Origin of the sequence: Herbaspirillum sp. meg3, assembly GCF_002257565.1 — a bacterium.
In the GTDB taxonomy this organism is placed as follows: Bacteria; Pseudomonadota; Gammaproteobacteria; order Burkholderiales; family Burkholderiaceae_D; genus Herbaspirillum.
Genome location: NZ_CP022736.1, coordinates 1,397,089 through 1,409,888 on the forward strand (window position 1 = coordinate 1,397,089; position 12,800 = coordinate 1,409,888).

13 protein-coding genes are annotated in these 12,800 nt (G+C 55.5%); 7 read left to right on the forward strand and 6 right to left on the reverse strand.

Annotated elements, in window-relative coordinates; genetic code table 11:
• Nucleotides 1–16: 16 nt before the first annotated feature.
• From hmeg3_RS06350 to hmeg3_RS06360, 3 genes are all read right to left on the reverse strand, one after another.
• Nucleotides 17–769, reverse strand: coding sequence for an SDR family NAD(P)-dependent oxidoreductase (locus hmeg3_RS06350; protein WP_094562994.1), 753 nt, complete (start codon nucleotides 767–769; stop codon nucleotides 17–19).
• 193 nt (nucleotides 770–962) lie between these two features.
• Nucleotides 963–1,808, reverse strand: coding sequence for a fumarylacetoacetate hydrolase family protein (locus hmeg3_RS06355; protein WP_094562995.1), 846 nt, complete (start codon nucleotides 1,806–1,808; stop codon nucleotides 963–965).
• Nucleotides 1,809–2,146: 338 nt separating this feature from the next.
• Nucleotides 2,147–2,836 (reverse strand): TetR/AcrR family transcriptional regulator, encoded by a 690-nt coding sequence (locus hmeg3_RS06360; RefSeq protein WP_094562996.1) that lies wholly within the window; start codon nucleotides 2,834–2,836, stop codon nucleotides 2,147–2,149.
• An 82-nt stretch (nucleotides 2,837–2,918) separates the two neighbouring features.
• On the opposite strand from hmeg3_RS06360, the gene hmeg3_RS06365 reads away from it, so the two are divergent.
• Nucleotides 2,919–4,049 carry an NAD(P)/FAD-dependent oxidoreductase gene (locus hmeg3_RS06365; RefSeq protein WP_094562997.1) on the forward strand — a complete coding sequence of 377 codons (1,131 nt, stop codon included), beginning with the start codon at nucleotides 2,919–2,921 and terminating at the stop codon, nucleotides 4,047–4,049.
• A gap of 248 nt (nucleotides 4,050–4,297) precedes the next feature.
• Here hmeg3_RS06365 and hmeg3_RS06370 read toward each other — a convergent pair whose 3' ends face one another.
• Both hmeg3_RS06370 and hmeg3_RS06375 read right to left on the reverse strand, forming a co-directional pair.
• Nucleotides 4,298–4,684, reverse strand: coding sequence for a thioesterase family protein (locus hmeg3_RS06370; protein ID WP_094562998.1), 387 nt, complete (start codon nucleotides 4,682–4,684; stop codon nucleotides 4,298–4,300).
• A 246-nt stretch (nucleotides 4,685–4,930) separates the two neighbouring features.
• On the reverse strand, nucleotides 4,931–7,222 hold the full coding sequence (locus hmeg3_RS06375) for an NADP-dependent malic enzyme (RefSeq protein ID WP_094562999.1): 2,292 nt from the start codon (nucleotides 7,220–7,222) through the stop codon (nucleotides 4,931–4,933).
• A gap of 224 nt (nucleotides 7,223–7,446) precedes the next feature.
• On the opposite strand from hmeg3_RS06375, the gene hmeg3_RS06380 reads away from it, so the two are divergent.
• The 6 genes from hmeg3_RS06380 to hmeg3_RS06405 all read left to right on the forward strand — a co-directional run bounded on the left by hmeg3_RS06380 (nucleotide 7,447) and on the right by hmeg3_RS06405 (nucleotide 11,542).
• The gene (locus hmeg3_RS06380) at nucleotides 7,447–8,421 is read left to right on the forward strand and encodes a LysR substrate-binding domain-containing protein (protein WP_094563000.1); all 975 of its coding nucleotides are present in this window, start codon (nucleotides 7,447–7,449) and stop codon (nucleotides 8,419–8,421) included.
• A 213-nt stretch (nucleotides 8,422–8,634) separates the two neighbouring features.
• A complete protein-coding gene (locus hmeg3_RS06385) occupies nucleotides 8,635–9,402 on the forward strand; it encodes an alpha/beta hydrolase (protein WP_094566170.1) in 768 nt (255 codons plus the stop codon).
• A gap of 154 nt (nucleotides 9,403–9,556) precedes the next feature.
• Complete coding sequence (locus tag hmeg3_RS06390; protein ID WP_094563001.1) at nucleotides 9,557–9,988, forward strand: MarR family winged helix-turn-helix transcriptional regulator; 432 nt, start codon at nucleotides 9,557–9,559, stop codon at nucleotides 9,986–9,988.
• A 74-nt stretch (nucleotides 9,989–10,062) separates the two neighbouring features.
• Entirely contained in the window at nucleotides 10,063–10,647 is a 585-nt protein-coding gene (locus tag hmeg3_RS06395; protein ID WP_094563002.1) for a TetR/AcrR family transcriptional regulator, read from the forward strand.
• Nucleotides 10,648–10,794: 147 nt separating this feature from the next.
• Nucleotides 10,795–11,283 carry a hypothetical protein gene (locus tag hmeg3_RS06400; RefSeq protein ID WP_094563003.1) on the forward strand — a complete coding sequence of 163 codons (489 nt, stop codon included), beginning with the start codon at nucleotides 10,795–10,797 and terminating at the stop codon, nucleotides 11,281–11,283.
• A 46-nt stretch (nucleotides 11,284–11,329) separates the two neighbouring features.
• Entirely contained in the window at nucleotides 11,330–11,542 is a 213-nt protein-coding gene (locus hmeg3_RS06405) for a hypothetical protein (protein ID WP_094563004.1), read from the forward strand.
• A 166-nt stretch (nucleotides 11,543–11,708) separates the two neighbouring features.
• On the opposite strand, the gene hmeg3_RS06410 is transcribed toward hmeg3_RS06405, so the two are convergent.
• Nucleotides 11,709–12,752 carry a S1C family serine protease gene (locus hmeg3_RS06410; RefSeq protein WP_094563005.1) on the reverse strand — a complete coding sequence of 348 codons (1,044 nt, stop codon included), beginning with the start codon at nucleotides 12,750–12,752 and terminating at the stop codon, nucleotides 11,709–11,711.
• Between the last annotated feature and the right edge of the window lie 48 nt (nucleotides 12,753–12,800).

Below are 12,800 nucleotides of genomic sequence, written 5' to 3' on the forward strand. Positions count from 1 at the left end.
TGCTGTTTCGGCGGGATCAATAAGTCGCGCGGCCGCCCGACAGGTCGAAGACCGAGCCGGTGGTGAACGAGTTTTCTTCCGACACCAGCCACGACACCATTGCTGCGATTTCTTCTACCTTGACGAAGCGTCCACGGGGAATCTTCGACAGCATGTAGTCGATATGTGCCTGGGTGCATTGTTCCAGGATGCGGGTTTGCGCAGCGGCAGGAGTGATCGCATTAACGGCGATGTTCTTGGTGGCTGTTTCTTTACCGAGGCTCTTGGTCAGGGCGATCAGGCCGGCTTTGGCGGCGCTGTAAGCCGATGCGGTCGGATTGCCTTCTTTACCGGCGATTGACGCGACGTTGACGATACGGCCGTAGTTTTGCGCGATCATGCGTTGCACGACAACCTGATTGACGTAGAACGCGCCATTCAGATCGATATCGATGACGCGACGCCATTCTTCCGGCGAGTACTCCGCAACCACACCGTTCTGGCCTGCGATACCGGCGCTGTGCACCAGCACGTCGATCGATTGGGTGACCTTTTCAGTGGCTTCGATAGCGCGTTGCACAGCGGCCTGATCGCCGATGTTGACGACGACGGTTTCGACGTTGCCCAGCGGTTCCAGCTTGCTGCGTGCTTCTTGCAATACCTTCTCATCCATATCCCACAGGACGACTTTTGCCTTGCCTTGCAGAAGACGTTCAGCGATGGCAAAGCCGATGCCTTGCGCGCCGCCGGTGATGATCGCGCTGCGACCTTGAAAATCGTAGTGATTCATGTTGACTCCGTTCTCTTTACTCTTGAGGAAACCCGTATGATTTCCGTCTTCTCTGGACGGCTAATTAGTGCAAACCTGGTTCTGCTCCGTAGCGCAGCGCAGTTGAAATCCTTGGAATGGTCTTAAGACCATGAGGATTCCGAGCACCGCCCGACGCCGGCTGATGGCATCGCAGTAGGAGCAGGAGCAAGTTTTAAGCGTTCACTGTTTTCTGTTGTTGCTCACCGAGGCCTTCGATGCCCAGACGGATTGTCTGACCAGCAACCAGATACACCGGATTAGGCTTGACGCCCATGCCGACGCCCGGAGGCGTACCTGTCGAGATCACGTCGCCAGGCTGCAGGCTCATGAACTTGCTCAGATAGGAGATGATGAAAGGCACGTTGAAAATCATCGTGTTGGTGTTGCCGTTCTGGTAGCGCTTGCCGTCCACTTCCAGCCACAGTTGCAGATTGTTCGGATTGGCGATTTCGTCGCGTGTCACCAGCCATGGGCCGAGTGGACCGAACGTGTCGCAACCCTTGCCCTTGTCCCAGGTGCCGCCGCGTTCTGTTTGGTATTCGCGCTCGGACACGTCGTTGACGACGCAATAGCCGGCGATGTGCGACAGCGCATCTTTCTCTTCGATGTACGCGCCGCCCTTGCCGATGACTACGCCCAGCTCGACTTCCCAGTCGGTCTTCTTGGAGCCGCGTGGGATCTTCACGTCGTCGTTAGGACCGACCACGGCCGAAGTCCACTTGTTGAACACGACTGGTTCAGCAGGGATAGGCAGGTTGGATTCAGCAGCGTGATCGGCGTAGTTCAGGCCGATACAGATGAACTTGCCGATGTTGCCGACGCAAGCGCCGATACGTGGATTGCCGTCAACCACTGGCAGGCTTTGCAGATCCAAGGCGCGGATCTTGGCCAGAGTGCCGTCATCCAGGGCTGCGCCGTTGAAGTCCTTGACGTGCGCCGACAGATCGCGAATCTTGCCAGCCTGATCCAGGATGCCTGGTTTTTCTTGGCCGACAGGGCCGTAGCGGAGTAATTTCATTGCTCTTCCTTTGGTGGTTGATCTAAAGATAAAGCGCCATCTTGGCAAATGTGCGGCGCATAGTCCTGCTTTTTGGAATCGAGATAATACCAATTAATTGGTAAGACCATCAAACAACTTTGCCGCAATATAGATGAAAATATCTCATTTCGGCGATTGTCGTTTCTAGTTAGGTGGGGACATTTTTAATCGGGTTTGGGCAAGCACCCTTTATAAATGAATGACTTAGCGGGGGGGAGGGGAAGTCCATGTCGTGACGAAAATTGCAAAAAGAACCATATTGGAAGTCCGCAACCGGCCCAGGAACGGACAACTTAAACCTTGGATGCGATCCACCGCTATTGCGGACTTGCTGTCTTGGTAGATTCGATGCCAGCCAAGATCAAATCAATTCCGGCCAAGAAGTCAGCACGATCATTGTGGACACTCATTTGCGTAGCGATGCTTCGGGTGAATGGATAGCGATCGGGGTCGAGCTGCAACCAGGCGTCTGCCACCGTACTCAGGAATTCGGCTCTTTCTGCCTCTCGCGCCCGCGCCACTTGCGCATTAGCGGCGTTCTGTCCGCCCACCCCGAGAATGTAGTTCAGCAGCACCGACACCGTAACCCAATGCCGGTCAGGTGCTACGCCAAGCGCATGCACTTGTTGCCCGACACGCTCCAGCACGCTCACCATCGTCGACTTTCCTGCGGCCCATGCCAACGCGGAGCCAATCCACGGGTGCGCATCCATCGCATCGAACATCGTCAGCGCTACGGCACGAATCGCAGCTTTGGGTGACATGTCCTTCGCTTGTAAATCCACGCCAGGCCCAATAACCGCGCTGCAGGCGGCTTCGAGTAGATCGCTCTTGTTGGCGATGTGCCCGTAGATAGCTCCCGGACCGGTAGCCAAGCGCTCGGACAGGCTGCGGAAGGTCAGACCTGATTCGCCACCGCTGTCGAGCAATTCGATTGCGGCTTCGATGATCTGCTCGCGCGACAAGGATTCATCACGTCGCGGACGGCGCTGCATTTTTTTTTCCATCCGCTATCTTGACATAAATGGAACATCGTTCCAATATATTGGAACGATGTTCCAAACTTAAGAGCGCCTCACAAAAAACCATATGAATACGCCAATCGCCATCATCGGGGCCGGACTCGGCGGCCTCACGCTAGCCCGCGTCCTGCATCTTCATGGCATTCCCTCAACCGTCTACGAAGCGGAGCCTTCAGCCGAATCGCGCGCTCAGGGCGGGATGCTCGACATTCATGATTACAACGGACAACTGGCGCTGCAAGACGCCGGCCTGCTCACTCAGTTTCAAGAACTCATTTTGGAGGGGCGGCAAGCGATGCGGATTTTAAGTCCCGATGGACGACTCCTTTTTGAGAATCCAGATGACGGCACTGGGGGGCGTCCCGAGGTACAGCGTGGAGAGCTCAGACAGATGCTGCTCGATTCTTTGCCGGCCGGAACAGTACAGTGGAATCACAAAGTCGCCGGCGTACGGTCGATGGGAAATGGTCGCCATGAAGTCAGCTTCGCCAATGGCAGGACGGTGGCCACGCATTTGTTGGTCGGAGCCGATGGCGCCTGGTCAAAGGTACGTCCGTTGCTATCCGCAGTTATGCCCCAATACACCGGGATGTCGTATGTAGAGACGTATCTGTTTGATGCGGGCGTTCGCCACCCGGCCAGCGCCGTCGCTGTAGGCCCGGGGCAAATGGGCGCCCCCGTTCAAGGGAAGGCGATCATGGCGCATCGTGAGCGTCATGACACGCTGCACACTTATGCAATGCTTGCCAGGCCGCTGGATTGGTTTGCAGACATCGACTTCGCCGACAAAGCCAAAGCAAGCGCGCGTATCGCCGAGGAGTTCGATAGCTGGGCGCCTGAGCTGACCGCGTTGATCACAGACAGCGACACGATTCCGATATGGCGTCCGCTTCACGCGCTTCCTCATGAACATCGCTGGCAACGGGTGCCGGGGGTGAGCCTGATCGGCGACGCCGCCCACCTCAGCATCCCTAACGGCGAGGGTGCCAATCTCGCGCTGTACGACGGTGCCGAACTCGCCAAGGCCATCGCCTCACATGCCGATGATCTGGAGGCTGGACTTCATCAATTTGAGCAAGCCATGTTTGAGCGAAGCGCAAAGGTCGCAGCGGAAGGTGAAAAATTCTATGAGCTGCTTGCTGGTGAAGATCCTGCACGGGGCATGATCAACATGTTCCAAGATGGCGCGACGTCATAGTACTGCCCCGAAAGTGAGGGGCAGTTACGGGATGCCGCCTTGCTTGGCCGCAATCGGTCGCCGGTTGCGGACAGGCGGCATTCGTAGTTCTGCCTGTTGATTTGTACGTGGATTTGCCCCACGTTTGCAACGAGTGATGACTTTACCTGGTAATTCAAGATCTCTATGAGACTTGGCGCTTCAAGCGAAATAGTGGCGCAACGAATAGTGCAAAACAGGGTCAATCAGAGCTGCAAATCAACATACTCCTAGAGCGCCAACGCATTCACCACTGCCTCTGGCATCGATGGACGGCCGTTGAAAAGGCAAGTCGCGACAAACGTAGCCTCTGCATAGGTGACGCCGTCAACTTTAATCTCTTGAACGAAATTGACACGATTGCGTTTTTCGTTTTTTTCAAGCTGACAAGTAACCTCTAATCGATCGTCCTTCTTGAGGCTTTTTCGGAAGCGCAGAGAGTATTCAAGCACCATGTAGATTTTCCCCTGGGCGAACTCTGCTTCAATATCAATGCCCAGTGCTTCTTTCATGAACGCGTGCCTTGTCCACTCCATATAAAACGGATAATAGAGGCCGTCGACCACGCCCTGAAAATCGATATGTTTAGGATCAACTTCATAATTCTTTGAAAACATGTACGTATCCTCATTGATTGGCTAGGCTGGTAATACTACCTACGAAAGCTCAAATGCTGTTGTCTTGCATCGAAAATTGTCAGCGTTCATGACGCAATTTTTCTATGGGCATCACTCAGCACCTCCACGGGCGCCCCGGCATCAAGATGCCTCGGCACCACAAATTCGGTTATTGACAGTCAAAAATTGGCGGATAAGGAAGGCGTAATACCGATCGCCTCCACTTATTCGCTCAGCCAACGAAGATCACTGCGCCGGACGATTCGCATCAAGGACGGTGAGCGCCGCCATGTTGATGATGCGTCGCACGGTGGAGCTGGAGGTCAGGATATGCACCGGCGCGTTCACGCCGAGCAAAAACGGACCCACGGCGACGTTGCTGCCTGCTGCCGTCTTGAGCAGGTTGTAGGCAATATTGCCGGCATCGACGTTCGGGCAAACCAGCAGATTGGCGGAGCCTTTCAGTCGGGAGGTCGGCAGAATCTGCAAGCGCAACGCTTCATCCAACGCGCAATCGCCGTGCATTTCGCCATCGACTTCCAATGTGGGCGCACGCTCGGTAATGATTTCCAGGGCACGGCGCATCTTGCTGCCGGACGCGGAGCTCGCCGACCCGAAGTTGGAGCGGGAAAGCAGTGCTGCCTTGGGCACCAGGTTTAACCAGTTCATTTCGTCAGCGGCGGCAATGGTGAACTCGGCGATCTGTTCGGCAGTCGGGTCATCGTTGACGTGAGTGTCCACCAACGCCACGGTGCGCTGATCAAGCAGCAGGATGTTCATGGCGGCGTAGGTGTGCGCACCCGGTTTCTTGCCGATGACCTGGTCGACATAGCGAAGATGGTCGTGATACGCGCCGACGGTGCCGCAGATCATGCCGTCAGCATCGCCAAGGCGAACCATCATGGCACCAATCAGCGTGAGTCGGCGGCGCATTTCGACGCGTGCCATTTCCTTGGTGATACCTTCGCGGCACATCAAATCCCAATAGGTTGTCCAGTACTGGTGGAAGCGTTCGTCGTAGTCCGGGCTGGTGACTTCAACGTCTTGCCCCAGGCGAAGTCGCAAACCGAATTTTTGAATCCGTGCCAGCAAGACTTCGGGACGGCCGACCAGGATGGGGTGCGCCAGTTTTTCATCGACGATCACTTGTACGGCGCGCAGCACGCGTTCATCTTCGCCTTCGGTAAAGACAATGCGGGACTTGCCGCCGTCGCGCACGCGTTGCTTGGCTGCAGCGAACAACGGCTTCATGAACGCGCCAGAATGGTAGACAAATTGTTGCAGTTGCTCGACGTAAGCATCCAGATCGGCGATGGGGCGCGTGGCGACGCCACCTTCCATGGCTGCTTTGGCGACTGCCGGCGCGATGCGCACGATCAAGCGTGGGTCGAAAGGTTTTGGAATGAAGTACTCGGGGCCAAAGGACAAGTCGTAGCTGCCGTAGGCTGCTGCGACGACGTCGTTCTGCTCCTCTTCTGCCAGGCCTGCAATGGCGTAGACCGCGGCGATTTCCATTTCACGCGTGATGGTGGTGGCACCGACGTCGAGCGCACCGCGGAAGATATACGGGAAGCACAGCACGTTGTTGACCTGGTTTGGATAGTCCGAGCGGCCGGTCGCCATCACGATGTCGTCGCGGACCGACAGTGCGACCTCGGGCAGGATTTCCGGTGTCGGATTGGCCAGCGCAAGAATCAGCGGACGCGCAGCCATGCTGGCGACCATTTCTTTTTTCAGCACGTTGCCGGCGGATACGCCGAGGAACACGTCGGCGCCTTCAATCACCTGTGCCAGCGTGCGCAAATCGGTTTTGCGTGCATAGCGTTCCTTGTCGGGATCCATGAGCGTAGGACGTCCTTCGTAGACCACGCCTTCGATGTCGGTTACCCAGATATTTTCCAGCGGCAGGCCCAGATCCATCATGAGCTCCAGGCAACCTAAGGCAGCTGCGCCGGCACCGGACACGACGACTTTGACTTCGGCAATGTTCTTCTTGACGACCTTCAACCCGTTGATGAAAGCGGCCGATACCGTGATCGCAGTACCGTGCTGGTCATCGTGGAAGACTGGAATTTTCATGCGGTCGCGCAGCTGGCGTTCGACGGTAAAGCATTCCGGAGCCTTGATGTCTTCCAGATTAATGCCGCCGAACGTCGCTTCCAGACCGGCGATGATCGTCACCAGTTTATCGGGATCGGTTTCGTTGATCTCAATATCAAAGACATCGATGCCGGCAAATTTCTTGAACAGAACCGCCTTGCCTTCCATCACCGGCTTCGACGCCAGCGCGCCGATATTGCCAAGTCCGAGCACGGCGGAGCCATTGGTGATGACGCCGACGAGGTTGCCACGCGCCGTGTAGCGGTACGCATTGAGCGGATCGGCGACGATCTCTTCGCAAGCAGCCGCAACGCCTGGGGTGTAGGCCAGCGTGAGGTCACGCTGGGTAACCAGGGGTTTGCTGGCGTTGACGGTGATTTTTCCGGGGGTTGGATATTGGTGGTAATCCAGGGCGGCTTGCCGGTCTGTCGTGTTCATGTGCTCTTCCTCTTTCCAAGATGCGCCGGGGGATGGTGATGGCCGGCGGCGGTTTGTCATTGGTCTGGCGTTTTTCGCTTGTTTTTGCGCTCAAACCGTTTTTTCTTTGCGATCGTCATGGCGATGACGGCGATGACTTGAGGCGAGTTTAGGCAATAGGCATATCAAGATCATTTTGATTTATTATGATCCCATCACCTTTTTCTAATGAAAGCTGCCTACTTATGGAGGTATTTGATGCAAATGCGCTGCTCAGACGCTTGAGTACGCGCTTGAAAATGCGCCATCTGCTCTTGTTGTTGCAAATAAAGCAACACAAGTCACTCACGCGCGTCGCCGAGCAAATGGCCAGCACGCAACCCGCCATCACCAATGCGCTGTCGGAATTGGAAGGCATGTTTGGCGGCCCGCTGTTCGATCGTTCGGCGCGCGGCATGGCCCCGACTGAATTGGGCAAGGTAGTGCTGGAGCGGGCAGGGGCGATGGTGCATGACTTGCGTCATCTGGTGCGCGACATCGAAACCCTGGCATCCGGTCATGCCGCTCATCTGCATATCGGGATTACACCCTTCATCTCAGGACAGATACTGACAGCAGCGATTCAGCGAGCCCGTCCCGACGGCGATCAGCGGTTGACCGTGACAATTCATGAGGGAACCAGCGACCAGCTTCTGGCGCAATTGAGCGACCATGCCCTCGATCTCGTCATTGGGCGAGCGTCGTCCGGAGTCAATCTGGAGAAGATCAAATTCGAAGTGTTGTACCGTCAGCAGCCGCGGCTGATCGCCAGTCGCCGCCTGGCCGCGCAGTTGGGACGAGTGCGCCTGGATTGGCGCAAGATGGTTGAACTGGACTGGATCCTGGGCGCTCCCCATACGCCCATGCGAGAGCAGGTGGCCGATATTTTTCTCGGAGCCGGCGTCGTCCCTCCCGTGCCCGTTGTAGAGAGTTATTCAGCGAAATTGATCGGAGAAATGATCGCGGCCAATGAAAGAGCGGTATCGATCGTGCCCGCCGATATTGCCGAAGAGCTGGTACGTGTCGCTGGCGTGGCAATCGTGCCGTATTCTTTTGACTGGACGCTTTCTCCCATCGCCTTGTTCATGCGCTCGGATGGGTTGCAGCGCAGGGCAGACCAGCTATTCGCTGAATCGCTGCGCGCCGTTTGCGAAGAGACTTACTCGACGCTGTCATCGTAAAAATCCAGCCGACCATACGCCTCCATGGAGAGCGGCGATTTGTAAATTAATCTTTTTAGTCTAAATATCAAAATTAAGTTGCGCACTAATTAATTGTGCGATATATTTCAACCCGTACTTCAACCTGTGCTGTCGCCGAACTCCTTTTAGAGGAGTTTTTAAATGTCAATTGCTTAGCGCGCTAAGTAATTTAACTTTCTTGAGAGAATGATGATGAAACTGACCTCCATCGCTAACGCTGTCCTCGTTTCCACACTGTTGTCCGCCTCCGTCATGAGTGCGCAAGCCGCGCCGGTCGCTGCTGACGCTACCACCGTCGTTCTTGTCCATGGCGCCTTTGCTGATGGATCGAGCTGGGAGAAGGTGATCCCGCTGCTGCAAGCCAAGGGCTTGAAAGTGGTCGCCGTACAAAATCCTCTGACTTCGCTGGCCGATGACGTCGCCGCCACGCAACGCGTCGTTGACGCACAAACCGGCAAAGTCGTGTTGGTCGGTCACTCCTGGGGCGGCACCGTGATTACGCAAGCCGGCACCAGCAACAAGATCAAGGCTTTGGTCTATGTCGCCGCGTTTGCTCCTTCGGAAGGTGAAGCCGCCGGCGAACTTGGCAAGGAATATGCTGTTCCACCAGGTATTGCAACACTCCAGATGGATGCCACAGGTTATCTCTGGTTGCCAACTGATTCGGTCGCGAAGAACTTCGCGCAAGACGTGTCGCCCGCAACCGCTGCGCTGATCGCTGCCACACAAGGCCCGATCAATGCCAAGGCATTCGGCGAAAAGACGACTGTCGCAGCCTGGAGAACCAAGCCGAATTACTACATCGTGTCGTCGGAAGACCGCATGATCGCTCCTGAGCTGGAACAAGCATTTGCAAAGAAGATCAACGCCACCACAACGACCTTGAAGGCAAGTCATGTGCCGATGGTGTCGCAACCTGAAAAAGTTGCCGAAGTGATTTTCGCCGCTTCGCAGCGTTAATGCCGGGGAAGGATGGACGGCCGATCTCGGGATCTGCCGTCCATCTTATGGTTCGCCGCGTCGCTATCCTTTGCTATCGACGACGATGGCAATTTGCTTTGCGAGGGCGGAGCCGTTAGGCTTACGGCATTCCGACTCTTGCCGTATCTCCGTCATGGCCAAATTTGCTCCGCCCACGCTTGCTCAGCACCTGTGTTTTTCGCTCTACAGCACCTCGCTGAAGATGACCCAGTTGTACAAGCCTTTGCTGGCGCCGCTGAATTTGACGTATCCGCAATATCTGGTGATGGTGGTGCTCTGGCAGCATCAGGATCTGGGCGTAAAAGATGTGGCGCAACACCTGCAGCAAGACTCGGGATCCATCACGCCCCTGATCAAGCGCCTGGAAGCCGAAGGGCTCATCAGTCGTAAGCGCGACCCGCGAGACGAGCGCAACGTTATCCTCAACCTCACGCCTGCCGGCGAAGCGATGCGTGAAGCCGGCGTGCGTATCAGTCAGGCGATCGCCGATGGCTGCTCGGTCAGCAAGCCGGAATACGAACGCATGATGGCCGACCTCGAAAAACTCAACCAGACGTTGACGTAATTCAGTGATTCTTTGTGACTGTCCTGTCTTAACTGCTGCTTGACGTTCTACCTACTAAAAGGTAGGCTACGCACATGACTGATTCATCCAATACCTTCGACAGCATTTTGCGCTGTGCGCAGTCGCTGATTATTTCCGGCGGCTACAACGGTTTCAGCTATGCAGACATAGGAAAAGTGATCGGGATCCGCAACGCCAGCATTCATCATCATTTTCCGAGCAAAGCTATTCTCGTACGCACCCTGGTGGCACAGTACCGGGAGGAGATGCAGGCCGGCATCGCAAATCTGGAACACAGCGTTTCAGATCCGGTTGGGCAGCTTCGTGCTTACACGAGGTTTTGGGAGATGTGTCTCGCCGATGCGTCGTCGTCTTTCTGCGTTTGCGCCTTGCTGGCGAGTGAAATGCCGGTGTTGCCTGAAGAGATTGCGCTTGAAGTCAGGGCGCATTTCCGGGCACTGTCGACTTGGCTGACGTCTGTTTTCGCACGCGGTGCAAAACAAGGCAGCCTCAAGTTGACCGAGTCAGCCGAAACGGAGGCGGAAATATTCATGGCGTCCGTCCATGGCGCCATGTTGTCGGCACGCGCTTATGGGGACGCCAAGCTGTTCGGCGTCATTGTCAATCCGGTGCTGGCGCGCGTGGTCCGTCAAGTCTGAAGTTGGTGATATTGGCGATGACGGCGTCAACGTTTGCCTATTTTACCTACCGATTAGTAGGTAGTTTGTGTTGCATGAAACTGGCACTTCCCGAATAAGGGGAGATGCTTTATGTGAATATTTCATTTTTCGATAAAGGATAGTCCCATGTTTGGAATTTCTCCCCTCGGTTGGGTTCATACGCTAGGCAGCTTGCCGGCGATTCCGGCGGCTGTGTACATGTTTGCGCGCTATGGACGAATCGTCCCTGGTTCGCGAGCCGGCGCTGTTTATTTCGTGTCGATGCTGATCGGTGCGGTGAGTGTTTTTCTGGTGGCGCATCAACCGGTCAGTTACGGCATCGCCGTCGCTACGTTGATCTTTCTTCTTGCCGGTTATGGCGTGGGGAAATTTTGGAAGGCAAGTGGCGTGGCAAACTATGTGGAAACGATCTTGCTGACATTGACCACATTCCTGTTAATGGTGCCAACCGTCACCGAAACGCTGCGCCGTGTGCCGGATGGGCAACCGTTTGTCACCGATCTGAAATCGCCGGTGCTGCTTGGATTTCAGGCTGGCCTCGTTGTGATGCTGATTGTCGGACTGAGTGTCCAACTCATCTATCTGCGCAAGAAGGGCAAGGCTGCAGCCTTATAAATAATCGATATCATGTAGTGTCAGAAATATCTGAAGGAGAGCAGGCATGGCACGCAATCCGGTAACACCCGTTCGTCCCGTTGACGCAGTTGGTGCTGCAAGGCGAGTGGATAGCGGCTCCACGTACTATCGTCATCTGGAGCTGTGGAGGATCAACTCGGAGGTTTATGCCGCTGAACGGCGAGCGAAAGAGCCGCGTATCGAGGAGGAAGGCGATTTCGCCAGAGTGTTGTCTGATGCCGTGAAGTCTGGTGTTTGAATTAACGTTCGCGTCCGTCTTATTTATGTCACTGTATGTGGCTGCCGAAGATATCTCTTGTCTTGATCGCATAAAAAAAATCGCCAACAGAAGAAAGTTTCTCTGTTGGCGATTTTCATGGAAGGGGCAACCGCAGTTGCCGGTAATTGCAGCCGATTAGAAGCGGCTATTGCGCCGGCGCTACTTCCAATTGCAGATCCTGCATCTTGCGCGCGCGCCACACACGCAATGGTGCATTGAAGCCGGGTCGCATGGCACTGAGAATCGCTTGCACGTCCTCTGCCGAATTCACATCCTGACCGCCGATTTCGACAATCACATCCGACGGTCGCAATCCGGCTTTTGCACCCGTACCACCTTTGGCAACGTTGCTGACCAATGCGCCGTGTGCGGTGTTCAATCCCAGTTTCTTCGCAGTTGCGTCATCGACATTGCTCAGTTGGAGGCCGGTCGTTTTAGCGGCGCTGGTGCTGCTTCCCGGATTACTTGCCGCGGAGGACGAAGATGATGTCAGCGGTCGTGCACCCCCAGCGGCATTCTTTGCGACGGTTCTGCGTGGTGGCGGTTTGCTGACCGGAGTCCACGCGACGGCGACGCGCCTGGAACTCATATTGCCGAACATCAGGCTCCATAGTTTTTCGCGTGCCGCATCGGCTTTTGGCCGCGTATCTTCCCCTTGGCAAATCGCGTTGGCAGCTGCAGGCGAGTAGCGGCTCTTCAAGAGTGTTTCGAATTCCTTCTGCTCATGCTGTCCGCTATCTGCATACCAGTCTTGGTAAGCAAATACAGTCGATACATAGGTCGTGCCGGTGCCGCCAGGTTCGGCATACCAACAGAATCCATACATCGGCACTTCACCTGACAGAGGAACTTTAGGGGCAATACCACCGACGCAACCCTGTTCGGCGCGAACCTGATTGATGGCGTCAATGTGCCAGCCGAAGGTTTTTTTGGTGAACGGTTCAGTGCCCGGATCGTTCTGCGACTTGGCGAAGTTTTGCGACATCGACGCCAGATAGGCGCAGTCATGACCGCGATACGCTGACGTTGATATGCCCATGCTTTCTGGCGTAGCGTTCGACTCAACGGTGTTTTGCATTGCTGATTGCATCATCGGCGAGATAACCGAATGCACCGCCATGCAACCCGATAAGAGGATTGCCGCGCAGGCAGCGGAGATCCAGGCGAGGAGCTTGGAATATGTTTTCATCAGATGTCCCAGAAAGTCAAAGTTGGAAGTTGGCCTGCGTTATTCGCC

Excerpts from the sequence above, each read along its gene's own strand:
- hmeg3_RS06350 (WP_094562994.1), bottom strand. The coding sequence starts at position 769 with ATGAATCACTACGATTTTCAAGGTCGCAGCGCGATCATCACCGGCGGC.
- hmeg3_RS06380 (WP_094563000.1), top strand. The coding sequence starts at position 7,447 with ATGGAGGTATTTGATGCAAATGCGCTGCTCAGACGCTTGAGTACGCGC.
- hmeg3_RS06365 (WP_094562997.1), top strand. The coding sequence starts at position 2,919 with ATGAATACGCCAATCGCCATCATCGGGGCCGGACTCGGCGGCCTCACG.
- hmeg3_RS06355 (WP_094562995.1), bottom strand. The coding sequence starts at position 1,808 with ATGAAATTACTCCGCTACGGCCCTGTCGGCCAAGAAAAACCAGGCATC.
- hmeg3_RS06400 (WP_094563003.1), top strand. The coding sequence starts at position 10,795 with ATGTTTGGAATTTCTCCCCTCGGTTGGGTTCATACGCTAGGCAGCTTG.
- hmeg3_RS06390 (WP_094563001.1), top strand. The coding sequence starts at position 9,557 with ATGGCCAAATTTGCTCCGCCCACGCTTGCTCAGCACCTGTGTTTTTCG.
- hmeg3_RS06375 (WP_094562999.1), bottom strand. The coding sequence starts at position 7,222 with ATGAACACGACAGACCGGCAAGCCGCCCTGGATTACCACCAATATCCA.
- hmeg3_RS06405 (WP_094563004.1), top strand. The coding sequence starts at position 11,330 with ATGGCACGCAATCCGGTAACACCCGTTCGTCCCGTTGACGCAGTTGGT.
- hmeg3_RS06370 (WP_094562998.1), bottom strand. The coding sequence starts at position 4,684 with ATGTTTTCAAAGAATTATGAAGTTGATCCTAAACATATCGATTTTCAG.
- hmeg3_RS06395 (WP_094563002.1), top strand. The coding sequence starts at position 10,063 with ATGACTGATTCATCCAATACCTTCGACAGCATTTTGCGCTGTGCGCAG.
- hmeg3_RS06410 (WP_094563005.1), bottom strand. The coding sequence starts at position 12,752 with ATGAAAACATATTCCAAGCTCCTCGCCTGGATCTCCGCTGCCTGCGCG.
- hmeg3_RS06385 (WP_094566170.1), top strand. The coding sequence starts at position 8,635 with ATGAAACTGACCTCCATCGCTAACGCTGTCCTCGTTTCCACACTGTTG.
- hmeg3_RS06360 (WP_094562996.1), bottom strand. The coding sequence starts at position 2,836 with ATGGAAAAAAAAATGCAGCGCCGTCCGCGACGTGATGAATCCTTGTCG.